The sequence below is a fragment of the Microbacterium sp. LWO12-1.2 genome, assembly GCF_040675875.1.
Classification (GTDB): Bacteria; Actinomycetota; Actinomycetes; order Actinomycetales; family Microbacteriaceae; genus Microbacterium.
In genome coordinates this window covers 3,055,114-3,068,665 of record NZ_JBEGII010000001.1, presented here as the reverse complement: position 1 = coordinate 3,068,665, position 13,552 = coordinate 3,055,114, and the positions used below count along the sequence as shown (strand labels likewise).

Here is a 13,552-nt window from a genome sequence, read left to right as displayed (position 1 = left end):
CTGCAGGACGGTTCGCGACGTGCAGGAAGACTCGCCGGGGATCGGTGCTGCAGGTCGCCGATGGTCCTGCAGGTCGCGCGCCAGTACCCCGCGAAAGGCAGCGAGCGGATGCCCCGGCTCAGGCCGCGAGTGCGAACGCCCCGCGCGACACCGACACCGACACCGACACCGACACCGACACCGCAGCGGATGCCGGGACCGCGGCCGAGCGCAGCGCGTCCGCCACGGCGCTGGTCAGTTCGATCAGGCTGGTGTCGAGCGCCCCGGCGATCGCGGCGATCATCTCGCTCGACGGCTCCTTGCGTCCGCGCTCGACCTCCGAGAGGTACTGCGGTGAGACGCCGGCCTTCTCGGCGGTCTCGGTGAGCGTCTCATCGCGGTCGTGTCGTCGGCGGCGCAGCTGGTCGCCGAGCAGGTGGCGCCACAGCGGCTCTGGATCGCTGAGGCGGGGGCGAACGGGGCGCGGTGCGCGTGCAAACGGGACGATGTCGGCCATGCCTCACGATAATCCGCGCCATCCGGCGGTTTCGAGGGTTTCTGCTCAGAGCAGAAACCCTCGGAATCAGAGCAGAACGGTCAGACTCCGGAGCGGTCCACGGCCTACAGCGCCGCGGTCACGCCGGGCAGCAGCTTTCCGAGGATCGTGCTGAGCTGGTCGCGCTCGTCCGCGCTGAGTGGATCGAGCACCAGCTCGCGCACCTGATCCACGTGCACGGGCGCCGCCGTGCGCAGCATCTCCCTGCCCTCCGGTGTCAGAGTCGCCGAGAGCGTGCGCTTGTCGGTGCTGCACGAGGTGCGGCTGACCCAGCCTCGCTCCTCGAGAGAGTCGAGCGCGTGGCTCAGGCGCGACCGGCTCAACCCGGCGATGCGGGCGAGCTCGGTCATGGTCACGGCGCCGTCGTTCTGCCCGGCGAGGGTGACCATGATCGCGTAGCGGGCGTGGTTCAGGCCCACCTCGTCCTTGAGCGTGCGGTCGAGCACCTGGGGCAACAGCTGGACGAAGCGGATGACGGGGAGCCAGGTCGCCATCTCGGTGTCGTCGAGGCGACGCGGGTGCCGCGGCTCCGCGGTCATGGTCTCCTCCAGAAGTGTCACGCTGCTGACAGGTCGAGCGTGTGCGCCGTGTGGTCCCGCTTGGCCTGCAGGTAGCGAGAGTTCGACTCCGACAGGTGCACCTCGGTACGCACCCGCTCCGTGACCTGGATGCCGAGCGCCTCGAGCTGCACGGCCTTGTCGGGGTTGTTGCTCAGCAGGCGGATCGCGTCGGTGCCGACCGCGCGCAGCATCTGCGCGGCGACCGTGTAGTCGCGCTCGTCCTCGCCGTGCCCGAGGGCGACGTTCGCCTCGTAGGTGTCCAGGCCCGCGTCCTGCAGCGCGTACGCGTCGAGCTTGGCGTACAGGCCGATGCCGCGTCCCTCCTGTCGGAGGTAGAGCAGGAAGCCGCCCTCAGCCGCGATCCGCTCCACGGCTTCGCGCAGCTGGGGGCCGCAGTCGCAGCGCTCGGAGCCGAAGACGTCGCCGGTCAGGCACTCGCTGTGGGGGCGCACGAGGGGTGCGTCGCCGCCGTCCGCCGCGCGATCGAGGGCGGCGCGCCAGTCGCCGAGTCCGAGCAGCAGGTGCTCGCGGGCGTCGACCAGTCCGTCGAAGGTCACGACGTCGGCCGTGGTGGAGAATCCATCGCCGAAGCGCAGCGGCACGCGGACGCGGGTGCGCTCCGTGGCGACCGGAGCAACGGTTGAAGTTTCAATCATGTCGGGTGAAACGCGGCATCCGCCGGAGTATTCCCGGATGCGCGAGAATTCGCGAGCTACTCCCGCGCGCGCCGTCGCACGAGTTTCAGTTCGCTGGCGAGGATGCCGAGCACCACGAGCGCCCCGCCGATCAGGGCCGTCGCGGGCAGCCGCTCGCCGGCGATGCGGCCGATGATGCCCGCCCAGACCGGTTCTCCCGCGTAGATGATGGTGGCCCGCGTGGGGGAGACCGACTTCTGCGCCCAGTTCATCGTCAGCTGGATGAGGCAGCTCGCCGCACCCAGACCCACCGCGCAGCCGACCCAGATCCAGGAGAACTCCGGCACGCTCTCCCCGGTCACCGGCATCGTGAGCAGACCCAGCATTCCGGCCGTGAGCAATTGGATGACCGTGATGCGCCCGAGGTCGATCCTGCCGGCGAACACGCTGATCAGGATGATCTCCGCGGCGATCGGCAGAGTGCTGAGCATGGTCGCGATCTCGCCGGCGCCCAACGTCAGGGTGAGCAGGGCGTCGGGCCCGGCGATGAGCACCAGGCCGATGAATGCGAGCCCGGCGCCGATGAAGGCCATGGCCGGTGGGCGCTTGCGGAACACCGCCCACTGTGCGAGCGGCACCAGCGGCACGTACATCGCGGTGATGAAGGCGGAGGTGCTGCTGTCGATCGTCTGCAGGCCGACGGTCTGCAACCCGTAGCCGAGATAGATCATCACACCGATCGCGACGCCGGCTCCGATGTCACGCCAGCGGATGCCGTGCAGCACCCGTCGGAAGATGACGACGCTGATGAGACCGGCGACGAGGAACCGGATGCCGACGAAGAACCAGGGGCCGGAATGCTGCATCGCCCAGTGCACGAGCAGGAAGGTGCTGCCCCACACCGCGGTGATCGCGATGAGAGCGGTCTCCTGGGGGCGCAGACGCATCCAACGCAGAGTGGAGGGCATGGAGAGGGCCCTTTCTCGACGGTGCCGGATCGAGCCTACATCCGGGAAAACACCGCGTCGACGTCAGAAAGGGTCATGCAGGCCGGATGTCGGTGGCGACTGGGTAGCCTCGCAGCATGAGCAACTTCACGACCGTCGATGAGCTGAACGCACTGCTGACCGAGGGCGCATCCGTGCGTGTGCTCGACGTACGGTGGCGGCTCGATCGCCCCGACGGCCACGCGGAGTACCTGGCAGGGCACATCCCCGGAGCCGTGTACGTGCCCCTGCACGCCGAGCTGGCCACGCACGGCGAGCCCTCGGAAGGACGTCACCCGCTGCCGTCGACCGAGACGCTGCAGACGGCGGCGCGTCGCTGGGGCGTCCGTCAGGGCGACATCGTCGTGGCATACGACGACGCGAAGGGTCTCGCGGCGGCGCGGGCCTGGTGGCTGCTCCGACAGGGGGGTGTCGATGTGCGCGTGCTCGCGGGCGGCATCCGGGCGTGGACCGCGGCGGGACTGCCGGTCGACACCGACGACGTGACCCCCGAAGTCGGCGACGTGGTGCTCGACGAGATCGGCGGCGAGGCGTTGACGATCGACGAAGCCGCCGCGTTCCCGGCATCCGGTGTGCTGCTCGACGTCCGCGCCCCCGAGCGGTACAGCGGGGAGACGGAGCCGCTCGACCCGGTGGCGGGGCACATCCCGGGCGCGGTGAACCTGCCCACCGGATTGCACCTCGACCCGGAGGGCAAGATCCTCGACCGCACCACGGTGCTGAAGACGTTCGCGAGCGTCGGTGTGACCCCTGGGTCTTCGGTCGCGGCCTACTGCGGCTCCGGCATCACGGCGGCGCACACGGTGCTCATCCTCGACGAGGTCGGCATCGACGCCCAGGTCTTCCCCGGTTCCTGGAGCCAGTGGTCGAACACGCCAGGACGCCCGGTCGCGACCGGCGACCAGCCCGGCTGAGCGTAGCGGGGCTCACTCCCGGGGGCCGTAGCCCCACGTCAGCTCGATCGCGCCGGGGCCGAAGGCCCGCCGCACCTGATGCACCGAGGTGCCGCCGTCGAGCGTCACTCCCGCGACCGTCGTGCCCGTCGGGGTCTCGATGCGCTCCTCGCACCAGTCCGGCAGCGCGTCGGGGTGGAAGCGGGTCCACACCAGCAGCTCGCGGCACTGGCGCGCCACCGCGTGGCCCGTCTCGCGCATCGTCGGATAGCCGGGCGGATACGAGATCGACCACTCCACCACGGTCGTGTTCGGAGCCGTCACCGGTGTATCGAACTCGAACAGCACCCCGTGCACCTCGCCGTTGGGGTGCGAGTACCGCTCGGTGATCCTGCCGCCCGACACCGCCGAGATGAGGGGCGCCGGGGTGTTCACGCCGGGTGTGAGTTCGAGGAACGGCGTCGCGGTGATGGTTCCGCTCGTGGACTGCACGATGCTGCGCGTGATGCAGAACGCCACATTGCCGTCGGCGCCCACATCCGTCACCGAGTGCGTCGTCACCTCGCGCGACATGTCGGGGTACGGGGCGCCGAGCGCGGCATAGGCCTCGCGCACCGCACGTTCGATGGCCTGTTCGTCGATCGGGAACTGGATCGGTCCGAGCGGTCCTGTCCGGTTCGTCGGGCCGAGGAACCCCGTCAGGGAACCCTGATCGAGGTCGAGCAGATCCTCGAGGTCGGCCACGGCCGCGAGTGACTGCGCCCCCTCGGGCCGCCGCGCCCCCGATCGCCAGTAGCTGAGCGTCGCGAGTGAGACCCGGTTCCCCCGCGCGCGCAGCCTCTCCTGCAGCCTCGACAGCGTCATCCGCTTCGCGTTGATGGCGTCCCTGAGCGCGCCGGCGAAGGCGTCGGCGCCGGACTCCTTCGCGTCACTTCCGATACTCATCACAGACCCCCTCCGGTATGTGAAGACGACATCTCTAGAGTGAGCTTACGACCGCACACGTGCACCTCAAGGGACGGGGTGAAGGTGTGGGGTCACTGGGCTGACTCGACGCAGGCAGGGTGCCCGACCTTGCGAACGATCAGTCTGACGCAGTGACGCCCCCCTTGCTGCGTATTTCGTGAGGCCCGGCGATCTATCTGGGGAGAGATCAGCCGGGCCTCACGAACAGCTGCTGCCCGGCGCTCCGCGGCTCGGTTCCGCGCCCGGCGGATGCGCTCCGTACCCCCGCGTAGACTGGGGGGAACATCCCGGAGGACTCTGCATCGTCATGTCTGCCCCTGCCCGCGCGTTCACCGTGCGTCACATCCAGCTGTTGCGCGCGCTGATCGCAGCCGCCGCGGCGCTGATGATCACCTTCTCTTCCGACCACTCGGCTCCGGTCGGGCTGGCCGTGTTCAGCGGCTTCGTGTTCGTGACCGCGCTGGTGCAGATCCTGGCCGCCTGGCTCGTGCTGCCTGCGGGCGCCCGCTGGTCCTCGATCCTCCAGGCCGCGTTCGGACTCATCGCCGGCATGGTCAGCGGCATCCCGATGTGGCGCACGGATGATCTGTTCTTCTTCGTCGTGATCACATGGGCGCTGCTCACCGGTGGGATCGAGCTGCTCGCCGGTATCCGCGCTCGCCGCACGGCGGACCCGCTCGCCCGCGATGCGATCACCGTCGGTGCCTTCGGCATCCTGCTCGCGGGTGCGTTGCTGCTCATCCCCGCCGGCTTCCTCCAGGAGTACACGATCGACAAGGCCGGCACCTTCCTGCTGTCCGGCATCATCCTCGGCGTAGGGCTGTTCGGCGGATACGCGGCGATCGTCGCGGTCTTCCTCGGCATCGCCGGCCTGACCCCGCGTCGCGCCGAACCCGTGGCGGACTCCACCTCGGATGCCGACGCCCCTGATACTGCACAGCACGCGACTCCGACGTCGGCTGAGCTCGGAGGAGACCGATGAGCGACGAGAAACCGACCCGGCGAGACATCCTGCGCCCGCTGCACCTGCTGGGCATCGCGCTCGCTTGTGGCGTGTTCGCGATGATCGTGACGCTGGTCTCGACCGGTGCCTTCACCTCGCGCGTCAACACCGCGATCGCGAACGGCACCTACGACGGACTGACCCCGGTCGTGCTCGGACTCGTGGTCGGAGGCGGGGCGTTCATCGCCACGCTGCTGATCCTGGCCATGCTGATCCTGGCCGTCGATCCGGCCGACGTGACCAAGACCGTCGACCGGCCGGTGCTCTACGACCCCGAGCCCGAGGGTGACGCGGGTACCGCACCCTCCGGCGACGCCGGGACCGGTCGCACGGACTGATTCCGGAGCCGTGGTCAGCCGCGGCTCGCGTTCACAACTCTTCAAGAATCACGGTCGGCGCGGACGGGCTCCGCGTCATGCCTCGAGCGGGGTGCTCGACGTGCACGGCTTCTGAGGAGTTATGAACGGCCGAAGCGAGCGCCGGAGGCCTGGACATACAGAAAACGCACCTGCGCGGTCGGCGCGAGGTGCGTTTCTGTTCTGCGGGTGAGGTCTAGCGGGCCAGACGCTCGGCGATACCGGTGTAGGTCGCCGGCGTGAGGGCGAGCAGGCGCTGCTTGGCCGCGTCGCCGATCTCCAGGCCCTGCACGAACTCCGCGAGGTCGGCCGCGCCCACGCGGTGTCCGCGGGTGAGCTCCTTGAGCAGTGCGTACGGGTCGGTGATCGAGGAGCGTCCGGCGACGACCTCGGCGCGGATCACGGTCTGGATGGCCTCGGCGAGCACCTCCCAGTTCACGTCGAGGTCGGCGAGCAGCACGTCGCGCGAGAGCGAGATCTCGTTGAGGCCTCGGCGCAGGTTGTCGAGAGCGAGCAGCGAGTGCCCGAACGCGACGCCGATGTTGCGCTGCGTTGTCGAGTCGGTCAGGTCGCGCTGCAGGCGGCTCGTCACGAGCGTCTGCGACAGCGAGCCGAGCAGGGCGCCGGAGAGCTCGAGGTTCGCCTCGGCGTTCTCGAACCGGATCGGGTTGATCTTGTGCGGCATGGTCGACGAGCCCGTCGCACCGGCGACCGGGATCTGCGCGAAGTAGCCGAGCGAGATGTAGGTCCAGATGTCGGTGGCGAGGTTGTGCAGGATGCCGCCGGCGTGACGCACGCGGTCGTAGAGCTCGACCTGCCAGTCGTGTGACTCGATCTGTGTGGTGAGGATGTTGAAGCCCAGGCCCAGCCCCTCGACGTACTCGCGGGCGATGGTCGGCCAGTCGGCGTCGGGGTCCGCCGACAGGTGCGCCGACCAGGTGCCGGTCGCGCCGGAGAACTTGGCCAGGTAGTCGGATGCGGCGATCTGGTCGCGCACACGCTCGAGGCGCCACGCGAACACGGCGATCTCCTTGCCCATGGTCGACGGCGTCGCCGGCTGTCCGTGGGTGCGCGAGAGCATGGCAGCGTCCGCGTGCTCCACGGCGAGTTCGCGCAGCTTGGCGATCACGCCGTCGAGCGCGGGCAGCCAGACGCTCTCGACCGCACGCTTCACGGTGAGGGCGTACGAGACGGAGTTGATGTCCTCGCTGGTGCAGGCGAAGTGCGTGAGCTCGGAGATCGCGTCGAGTCCGAGCGTCGAGAGGCGGTCGCGCACGAGGTACTCGATGGCCTTGACGTCATGACGGGTGACGGCTTCCTTCTCGGCGAGCCAGTCGATCTCGTTCTGTCCGAAGTCGCGGTAGAGCGCGCGAAGGCGCTCCTTGTCGGCATCCGACAGCGGCGATGTCTCGAACAGCGACCGGTCGGTGAGGGCGATCAGCCACTCCACCTCCACCTCGACCCGGGCCCGGTTGAGTCCGGCCTCCGAGAGGAAGTCGGCGAGTCCGGACACGGCGGCGCGGTAGCGACCGTCGAGGGGGCTCAGGGGCTGCGGCGGAAGCGAAGGCTGGAAAGTCAGGGGAGTCCTCCTGATCGGGCCCCTCAGATGCGGGGCGTGCGGGGGAGACGAAGAGCGGGCTCGAGCTGGCGGAACAGGCCCCGCGTCGCCGTCTCAATCATACCGAGCACCGAATCGAACATGTCGGTGCCGGCGTAGTAGGGGTCGGGCACGTCGTGCGTGGAGGCGTCGGGGTCGAAGGCGAGCAGGAGCGTGACCTTGCCCTCCTGGTCTTCGTCGCTCGCCCATTCCCGCAGGATGCGTTCGTGCGTGCGGTCGAGCGCGACGATCAGGTCGTTGTCGGCGAAGGAGGCCAGAGTGAACTGCTTGGCGCGGTGCTGTGAGCCGTCGTAGCCGCGGCGTGACAGTGAATCGATCGTCCGGTGGTCGGCACGTTCACCGAGGTGCCAGTCGCCGGTGCCGGCGCTGCGCGAGATGATGCGCGAGCCGAGTCCCTGCCTTTCGGCGAGATCGCGGAACACCACCTCGGCCATGGGCGAGCGGCAGATGTTCCCCGTGCAGACGAAGATCACGCGGAAGGGATCCGGGGATGTCACTCACCTATTCTGCCTCTACCGACCGATCCTGCACAGTTCTGGTAACTGTTCCTGCACGGCCCGGAGCGATATCGGTGGCTCCACAGCGGCCGCGAACCCGTCGATCGACGGGTGCCGCCGGGGCGGATGCTGGACGCATGTACTCCTTCACACCTGCTGAATCCTGGACTTCCGAGGCGTTCTGGTTCTGGTTCGTCGCCGACCGTGAGACCCGTGCCGCGCTCGATGCGGTCGAAGACGCCGCGGTCAGTCTTCACCAGCTCGCGGCCGATGCCGACTGGCAGGCGCAGGGTGTGCGCGCGCTGCACATGCTGCTCGTGGAACTCCGAGCGCGGGCCGAGGCCGTGATCGCCGAGCTGCGGGTGCGTGAGTGGGAGATCACGCGGGCAGGCGCGTCGTGAGTGGCGACCTCGACATCCACCACGGCGGCGCCATCGCGGTCGACACCGCCGCTCTCCGCGATGTCGGCATGCGCCTCGCGGCTGTGGGAGTGCGGTTCGACGACGCGCGCGCGGCGATCGCGCGGGCCCATGGGGCGGTCACCGCGGACCCCGGGCTCGCGAGCGTCGATGCGGTTGCGCTGGCGACGTCCGGGGGGTGCGCCGTGGCGCTGGGTGACGAGTGCGCGGACGCCGCGGCCGGCACACTGCTCATGGCCGATGCATTCGAGCTCGTCGAGCTGCGCGCGCAGGCGCAGGCGATGGGACTGGCCGACACCGTCACAGCGGCGGCGCTGCAGCGGCGGATCGACCGACTGACCGCCTCTGACGAGCGGATCGCGACGATGGCGGATCAGCTCGTGGCGGGATGGAAGGAGGGTCGGTTCGAGGGGTTGGGGGACCAGTACGACCTCGGCGGGCTGGTGGCACCGCTGTTCTGGGGCGGGCCGCTCGCGGGCATCATGCTCGGTCTGGGCACGGTGCGCCCGGAGATGACGTTGCGGGGCGTCGCGGACCCGGTGACCGTCACGCCGGTGCGCACGTCGACGCCGACCGGCCCGCCCGCGAGTCTGGCTGATGCCTTCCGCAGGTTCCCCACCGCGCCGGGAGCCCAGGTGAGGGTAGAGCAGTACGTGATGGCGGATGGGACCACGCGGTACATGGCCTACGTCAAGGGGTCGCAGTCGGTGGCGTTCGGCGGGGCGGAGCCGTGGGACATGCGGTCGAACACGCAGCTGTACACGGGCGAGAAGTCGGCGTCATATCAGGCCACGCTCGACGCGCTGGAGGCGGCCGGGGCGCAGCCCGGGGATCGCGTCGATGTCGTGGCCCACTCCCAGGGCGGGGTCATCGCCGCGCACCTCGCGATGGAGAGCCAGTACGACGTGCAGGTGCAGATGACCGCGGGCAGCCCGGTCGAACCGACTCTCGACGACGACCAGCTGCTCATCCAGCTGCGCCACACCGACGATGTCGTGTCGTCGCTGGCCGCCGGAGGTTCACCCGACGGCACCGGATCGCCCGACAGCTTCACCGCAGAGCGGGAGGCCGATCCCGCGGCGGGGCTGCAGGACCTGCTGCTCGCCCCGCACCAGCTCGATGCCTATGTCGAGACCGCGGAGCAGGTCGATGCGTCCGGCGACCCCCGTGTGGCGGCGCTCGACGAGCTGTGGTCGGAACTCGATGGAGCGGTGGAGGTCACGTCGACCGAGTACCACGCGGAGCGCGATGAGTGAGGGGTCGGGGTCAGTCGCGCCGGGGCTTCTTGCTCTGCGGGCGCAGGATGAAACCGAAGACGCCGTTGATCAGCGAGATGATCAGCGCGGCGACCACGCCCCACCAGAAGTCGCCGACCGTGAGGCCCCAGCCGAAACCGCTCGTGATCCATGCCGTCAGCCAGAGCAGGAAGCCGTTGATCACGAAACCGATCAGGCCCAAGGTGATGATGTAGAGCGGGAACGCCACGATCTTCACCACCGTGCCGATGATCGTGTTCACGAGCGCGAAGATCGCGGCCACCAGGAGCAGCGTCAGCACGAGCTGCAGCGTCTCGGCGGGCGGGAACGCGGTGATCTGCACCTGCAGAGCGGGGATCAGTGTCACGACCCACAGGGCGAACGCATTGACGACGACTCGGATGATGAAGCGCATGGTCCGTCCAGTCTTCCACGATCGCCGTGCGATGTCAGCGGTTCGGCCCGGGCTCGACAGGGAAGGGCGATACTCCCTCGGGTCTCGGGTCACCGACCGCGCCCGACTTCTAGACTCATGACTGTGACCGAGCCGATCCTGCCCCGCATCCGTCCCACCATCGCCGCCCTCGCGCCGTATCGCCAGGGCAAGCAGGCAGGCCCGGACGCGTTCAAGCTGTCCAGCAACGAGAACCCGTTCGATCCGTTGCCGTCCGTGCTCGCGGCGCTGCAGCACACGACGCCGATCAATCGCTACCCGGATGCGACCGCCGCTCGTCTGCGCGAGCGCCTCGGTGCCCGCTACGGTGTCGAGCCCGACCAGGTGCACGTCGCCGCGGGCAGCGTGTCGATCCTGCACCAGCTGATCCTCGCGACCGCCTCGGTCGGCGACGAGGTCATCTACGCCTGGCGTTCGTTCGAGGCGTACCCCAGCCTTCCGCTCGTCGCGGGTGCGACAGGGGTGCAGGTGCCGCTCACCTCGGAATCGCGCCACGACCTCGACGCGATGGCCGATGCCGTGACCGAACGTACGCGTGCGATCATCCTCTGCACCCCCAACAACCCCACCGGTCCGATCATCACGACCGCCGAGTTCGCGACCTTCGTCGAGCGCGTCCCGGCCGATGTCCTGATCATTCTCGACGAGGCATATGCCGAGTTCGTCACCGCGCCTGACGCGATCGACGGTCTGGCGGAGCGCGTCTTCGAGCAGCACCCGAACGTGGTCGTGCTGCGCACGTTCTCCAAGGCGTACGGTCTGGCCGGCCTCCGCATCGGCTATGCGATCGGCAACGAGAAGGTGCTGGACGCCGCCCGCACGACGGGCATCCCGCTGTCGGTCACGTCCGCGGCCGAGAACGCGGCGATCGCCAGCCTCGACGCCGAAGCCGAACTCCTCGAACGCGTCGCAGTGATCGTCGAGCGCCGCACCCTCCTGGTCGACGGGCTCCGTGCACAGGGCTGGAACGTGCCGGACGCCCAGGCCAACTTCGTCTGGTTGCCCACCGGAGCGGATACCGACGAGGCGGCTGCGGCCTTCGTCGCGGCCGACTTGATCGTGCGTCCGTTCTCGGGCGACGGCATCCGCATATCCGTCGGAGAGCATGAGTCGGTGGAGAAGGTCCTACAGGTTTCGGAATCCATTGTGCGGACCCTCCAGCCCTAGGACCGGAACCTCGGATAGCGTGGAACGGTGACCTCGTCAGAGACTGAACTCATCCGCGTCCTCGAGGCGGATGGCCGCTTCGCGCCCAGTCCGGCTGCCGAACAGTACCTGCCGTTGATCGAGGCGATCAGCGATGCAGAGCTGGAGCAGTTCTACCGGGACATGGTGGTCATCCGTGCCATCGACACCCAGGCCATCAATCTGCAGCGGCAGGGGCAGCTCGCCCTGTGGCCGCCGAGCCGGGGGCAGGAGGCGGCGCAGGTCGGCTCCGCCCGTGCCACCCGTGCGCAGGACACGATCTTCCCTTCGTACCGCGAGCACGCGGTCACGCGCATCCGGGGCGTCGACCCGGTCGACATCATCAAGCTCATGCGCGGCGTCTCGCACGGCGGATGGGACCCTACGGACCCGAAGAACGGCAACACGCGGCTCTACACGCTCGTGCTCGGCTCGCAGACACTGCACGCGGCCGGTTACGCGATGGGGATCGAGTTCGACGGAAGGTCGGGCAGCGGCGACCTCGACCGCGACGAGGCCGTCATCGTCTACTACGGCGACGGCGCTTCCAGCCAGGGTGACGTGCACGAGGCCATGGTCTTCGCTGCGAGCTACCAGGCGCCCGCGGTCTTCTTCCTGCAGAACAACCAGTGGGCGATCTCCGTGCCCGTCGCGACCCAGTCGCGCGTGCCGCTCGTGCAGCGCAGTGCGGGCTACGGCATCCCGAGCGTCCGCGTCGACGGAAACGACGTGCTCGCCAGCTATGCCGTGTCGCGTGTCGCGCTCGACGAGGCCCGCAGTGGCAAGGGCCCGCGGGCGATCGAGGCGGTCACGTACCGTCTGGGCGCACATACGACCACCGACGACCCCACGAAATACCGGGGAAGCGACGAGGAGGAGTCCTGGGCGCTGCGCGACCCGATCCTCCGCATGCGTGCGTTCCTCGAAGGCAAGGGTGCCTCCGCATCCTTCTTCGCCGACGTCGAGACGGAGGGAGCAGATGCCGCAGAGGACCTGCGCGCCCGCACCGTCGCGCTCGGCCCGCCGCCCGCCGGCAAGATGTTCGACCACGTCTACAGCGAACCGCATCCGCTGATCGACGAGCAGAAGGCGTGGCGCGCGCAGTACGAGGCGTCGTTCGAAGGAGACCAGGCATGACCCTCGAGACGATGACGTTCAGCCGCGCACTGAACGCGGGCATGCGCAGGGCGCTGGAGAACGACCCCAAGGTCCTGCTCATGGGCGAGGACATCGGCAAGCTCGGTGGCGTCTTCCGCGTGACCGAGCACCTGCAGCGCGACTTCGGCGATCGTCGGGTGCTCGACACTCCGCTCGCGGAATCCGGCATCGTCGGCACCGCGATCGGCATGGCGATGACGGGCTTCCGTCCGGTCATCGAGATCCAGTTCGACGGCTTCGTGTTCCCCGCGTTCGACCAGATCACGACGCAGCTCGCCAAGCTCACCAACCGGCACGAGGGCGCGCTGAGCCTGCCGATCGTGATCCGCATCCCCTACGGCGGACACATCGGCGCGGTGGAGCACCACCAGGAGAGCCCGGAGGCGTACTTCGCGCACACCCCTGGTCTGCGCGTGGTGTCGCCGTCGACCCCGAACGACGCGTACTGGATGATCCAGGAGTCGATCGCCTCGAAGGACCCCGTGATCTTCATGGAGCCGAAGAGCCGCTACTGGCAGAAGGGCGAGGTCGAGCTCGACGCCTCCGCGGCGCCTCTGCATGCCTCCCGCGTCGTGCGCACCGGCACCGACGTCACGCTCGTCGGTCACGGGGCCATGGTCACCGTGCTGCTGCAGGCGGCCGCGCTCGCCGAAGCCGAAGGCACCAGCTGCGAGGTCGTCGACGTGCGCTCGCTGTCGCCGATCGACTACGCGCCGATCCTCGACTCCGTGCGCAAGACCGGCCACATGGTCTACGCGCAGGAGGCCCAGGGCTTCACCAGCATCGGCAGCGAGGTCGCGGCGACCGTGATGGAGCGTGCGTTCTACGCGCTCGAGGCCCCGGTGCTGCGCGTCTCGGGCTACGACACCCCGTTCCCTCCCGCGAAGCTCGAGGGCTCCTATCTGCCGGATGCCGACCGCATCCTCGAAGCCGTCGATCGCTCGCTGGCCTACTGACACCGCCGTTCCATGTTCACAACTCAGGAAGATCGCGCCGCACAGGCCGTGAAT

16 protein-coding genes are annotated in these 13,552 nt (G+C 69.0%); 8 read left to right on the top strand and 8 right to left on the bottom strand.

Going from position 1 to position 13,552, the window contains the following annotated elements:
• Positions 1–118: 118 nt before the first annotated feature.
• From MRBLWO12_RS14690 to MRBLWO12_RS14675, 4 genes are all read right to left on the bottom strand, one after another.
• Positions 119–496 (bottom strand): helix-turn-helix domain-containing protein, encoded by a 378-nt coding sequence (locus tag MRBLWO12_RS14690; protein WP_363556728.1) that lies wholly within the window; start codon positions 494–496, stop codon positions 119–121.
• Between the two features lie 104 nt (positions 497–600).
• Entirely contained in the window at positions 601–1,095 is a 495-nt protein-coding gene (locus tag MRBLWO12_RS14685) for a MarR family winged helix-turn-helix transcriptional regulator (RefSeq protein ID WP_363556726.1), read from the bottom strand.
• On the bottom strand, positions 1,092–1,751 hold the full coding sequence (locus MRBLWO12_RS14680; protein WP_363556724.1) for a GTP cyclohydrolase II: 660 nt from the start codon (positions 1,749–1,751) through the stop codon (positions 1,092–1,094). The genes MRBLWO12_RS14685 and MRBLWO12_RS14680 overlap by 4 nt, the downstream gene beginning before the upstream one ends.
• A 56-nt stretch (positions 1,752–1,807) precedes the next feature.
• Positions 1,808–2,698, bottom strand: coding sequence for a DMT family transporter (locus MRBLWO12_RS14675; protein WP_363556722.1), 891 nt, complete (start codon positions 2,696–2,698; stop codon positions 1,808–1,810).
• A 116-nt stretch (positions 2,699–2,814) separates the two neighbouring features.
• Between MRBLWO12_RS14675 and MRBLWO12_RS14670 the strand changes: the two genes are divergently transcribed.
• The gene (locus tag MRBLWO12_RS14670; protein ID WP_363556720.1) at positions 2,815–3,651 is read left to right on the top strand and encodes a sulfurtransferase; all 837 of its coding nucleotides are present in this window, start codon (positions 2,815–2,817) and stop codon (positions 3,649–3,651) included.
• Positions 3,652–3,663: 12 nt separating this feature from the next.
• Here MRBLWO12_RS14670 and MRBLWO12_RS14665 read toward each other — a convergent pair whose 3' ends face one another.
• The gene (locus tag MRBLWO12_RS14665; protein ID WP_363556718.1) at positions 3,664–4,575 is read right to left on the bottom strand and encodes a hypothetical protein; all 912 of its coding nucleotides are present in this window, start codon (positions 4,573–4,575) and stop codon (positions 3,664–3,666) included.
• Positions 4,576–4,903: 328 nt separating this feature from the next.
• On the opposite strand from MRBLWO12_RS14665, the gene MRBLWO12_RS14660 reads away from it, so the two are divergent.
• Both MRBLWO12_RS14660 and MRBLWO12_RS14655 read left to right on the top strand, forming a co-directional pair.
• Complete coding sequence (locus tag MRBLWO12_RS14660; RefSeq protein ID WP_363556716.1) at positions 4,904–5,578, top strand: acyl-CoA synthetase; 675 nt, start codon at positions 4,904–4,906, stop codon at positions 5,576–5,578.
• On the top strand, positions 5,575–5,937 hold the full coding sequence (locus tag MRBLWO12_RS14655) for a hypothetical protein (RefSeq protein ID WP_363556714.1): 363 nt from the start codon (positions 5,575–5,577) through the stop codon (positions 5,935–5,937). The genes MRBLWO12_RS14660 and MRBLWO12_RS14655 overlap by 4 nt, the downstream gene beginning before the upstream one ends.
• Positions 5,938–6,151: 214 nt before the next feature.
• On the opposite strand, the gene purB is transcribed toward MRBLWO12_RS14655, so the two are convergent.
• Entirely contained in the window at positions 6,152–7,561 is a 1,410-nt protein-coding gene (gene purB, locus MRBLWO12_RS14650) for an adenylosuccinate lyase (protein ID WP_414685517.1), read from the bottom strand.
• Positions 7,558–8,070: a low molecular weight protein-tyrosine-phosphatase gene (locus MRBLWO12_RS14645; RefSeq protein ID WP_363556712.1), complete on the bottom strand. Its 513-nt coding sequence runs from the start codon at positions 8,068–8,070 to the stop codon at positions 7,558–7,560. The genes purB and MRBLWO12_RS14645 overlap by 4 nt, the downstream gene beginning before the upstream one ends.
• Positions 8,071–8,207: 137 nt before the next feature.
• On the opposite strand from MRBLWO12_RS14645, the gene MRBLWO12_RS14640 reads away from it, so the two are divergent.
• Together MRBLWO12_RS14640 and MRBLWO12_RS14635 are read left to right on the top strand one after the other, a co-directional pair.
• Positions 8,208–8,471: a hypothetical protein gene (locus MRBLWO12_RS14640; RefSeq protein ID WP_363556710.1), complete on the top strand. Its 264-nt coding sequence runs from the start codon at positions 8,208–8,210 to the stop codon at positions 8,469–8,471.
• On the top strand, positions 8,468–9,745 hold the full coding sequence (locus MRBLWO12_RS14635) for a hypothetical protein (RefSeq protein WP_363556708.1): 1,278 nt from the start codon (positions 8,468–8,470) through the stop codon (positions 9,743–9,745). The genes MRBLWO12_RS14640 and MRBLWO12_RS14635 overlap by 4 nt, the downstream gene beginning before the upstream one ends.
• Before the next feature lie 10 nt (positions 9,746–9,755).
• Here the strand turns inward: MRBLWO12_RS14635 and MRBLWO12_RS14630 are convergent, their stop codons facing one another.
• On the bottom strand, positions 9,756–10,160 hold the full coding sequence (locus tag MRBLWO12_RS14630; protein WP_363556706.1) for a phage holin family protein: 405 nt from the start codon (positions 10,158–10,160) through the stop codon (positions 9,756–9,758).
• A gap of 117 nt (positions 10,161–10,277) precedes the next feature.
• Between MRBLWO12_RS14630 and MRBLWO12_RS14625 the strand changes: the two genes are divergently transcribed.
• Genes MRBLWO12_RS14625 through MRBLWO12_RS14615 form a run of 3 tightly spaced genes read left to right on the top strand, consistent with a single transcriptional unit; the run spans position 10,278 to position 13,498 of the window.
• Positions 10,278–11,366 (top strand): histidinol-phosphate transaminase, encoded by a 1,089-nt coding sequence (locus MRBLWO12_RS14625; protein ID WP_363556704.1) that lies wholly within the window; start codon positions 10,278–10,280, stop codon positions 11,364–11,366.
• Between the two features lie 27 nt (positions 11,367–11,393).
• Positions 11,394–12,521 carry a thiamine pyrophosphate-dependent dehydrogenase E1 component subunit alpha gene (locus MRBLWO12_RS14620; protein ID WP_363556702.1) on the top strand — a complete coding sequence of 376 codons (1,128 nt, stop codon included), beginning with the start codon at positions 11,394–11,396 and terminating at the stop codon, positions 12,519–12,521.
• Positions 12,518–13,498, top strand: coding sequence for an alpha-ketoacid dehydrogenase subunit beta (locus MRBLWO12_RS14615; protein WP_363556700.1), 981 nt, complete (start codon positions 12,518–12,520; stop codon positions 13,496–13,498). The genes MRBLWO12_RS14620 and MRBLWO12_RS14615 overlap by 4 nt, the downstream gene beginning before the upstream one ends.
• Positions 13,499–13,552: the final 54 nt, after the last annotated feature.

Excerpts from the sequence above, each read along its gene's own strand:
- MRBLWO12_RS14615 (WP_363556700.1), top strand. The coding sequence starts at position 12,518 with ATGACCCTCGAGACGATGACGTTCAGCCGCGCACTGAACGCGGGCATG.
- MRBLWO12_RS14655 (WP_363556714.1), top strand. The coding sequence starts at position 5,575 with ATGAGCGACGAGAAACCGACCCGGCGAGACATCCTGCGCCCGCTGCAC.
- MRBLWO12_RS14680 (WP_363556724.1), bottom strand. The coding sequence starts at position 1,751 with ATGATTGAAACTTCAACCGTTGCTCCGGTCGCCACGGAGCGCACCCGC.
- MRBLWO12_RS14675 (WP_363556722.1), bottom strand. The coding sequence starts at position 2,698 with ATGCCCTCCACTCTGCGTTGGATGCGTCTGCGCCCCCAGGAGACCGCT.
- MRBLWO12_RS14630 (WP_363556706.1), bottom strand. The coding sequence starts at position 10,160 with ATGCGCTTCATCATCCGAGTCGTCGTCAATGCGTTCGCCCTGTGGGTC.
- MRBLWO12_RS14660 (WP_363556716.1), top strand. The coding sequence starts at position 4,904 with ATGTCTGCCCCTGCCCGCGCGTTCACCGTGCGTCACATCCAGCTGTTG.
- MRBLWO12_RS14690 (WP_363556728.1), bottom strand. The coding sequence starts at position 496 with ATGGCCGACATCGTCCCGTTTGCACGCGCACCGCGCCCCGTTCGCCCC.
- MRBLWO12_RS14670 (WP_363556720.1), top strand. The coding sequence starts at position 2,815 with ATGAGCAACTTCACGACCGTCGATGAGCTGAACGCACTGCTGACCGAG.
- MRBLWO12_RS14640 (WP_363556710.1), top strand. The coding sequence starts at position 8,208 with ATGTACTCCTTCACACCTGCTGAATCCTGGACTTCCGAGGCGTTCTGG.
- MRBLWO12_RS14625 (WP_363556704.1), top strand. The coding sequence starts at position 10,278 with ATGACTGTGACCGAGCCGATCCTGCCCCGCATCCGTCCCACCATCGCC.
- MRBLWO12_RS14665 (WP_363556718.1), bottom strand. The coding sequence starts at position 4,575 with ATGAGTATCGGAAGTGACGCGAAGGAGTCCGGCGCCGACGCCTTCGCC.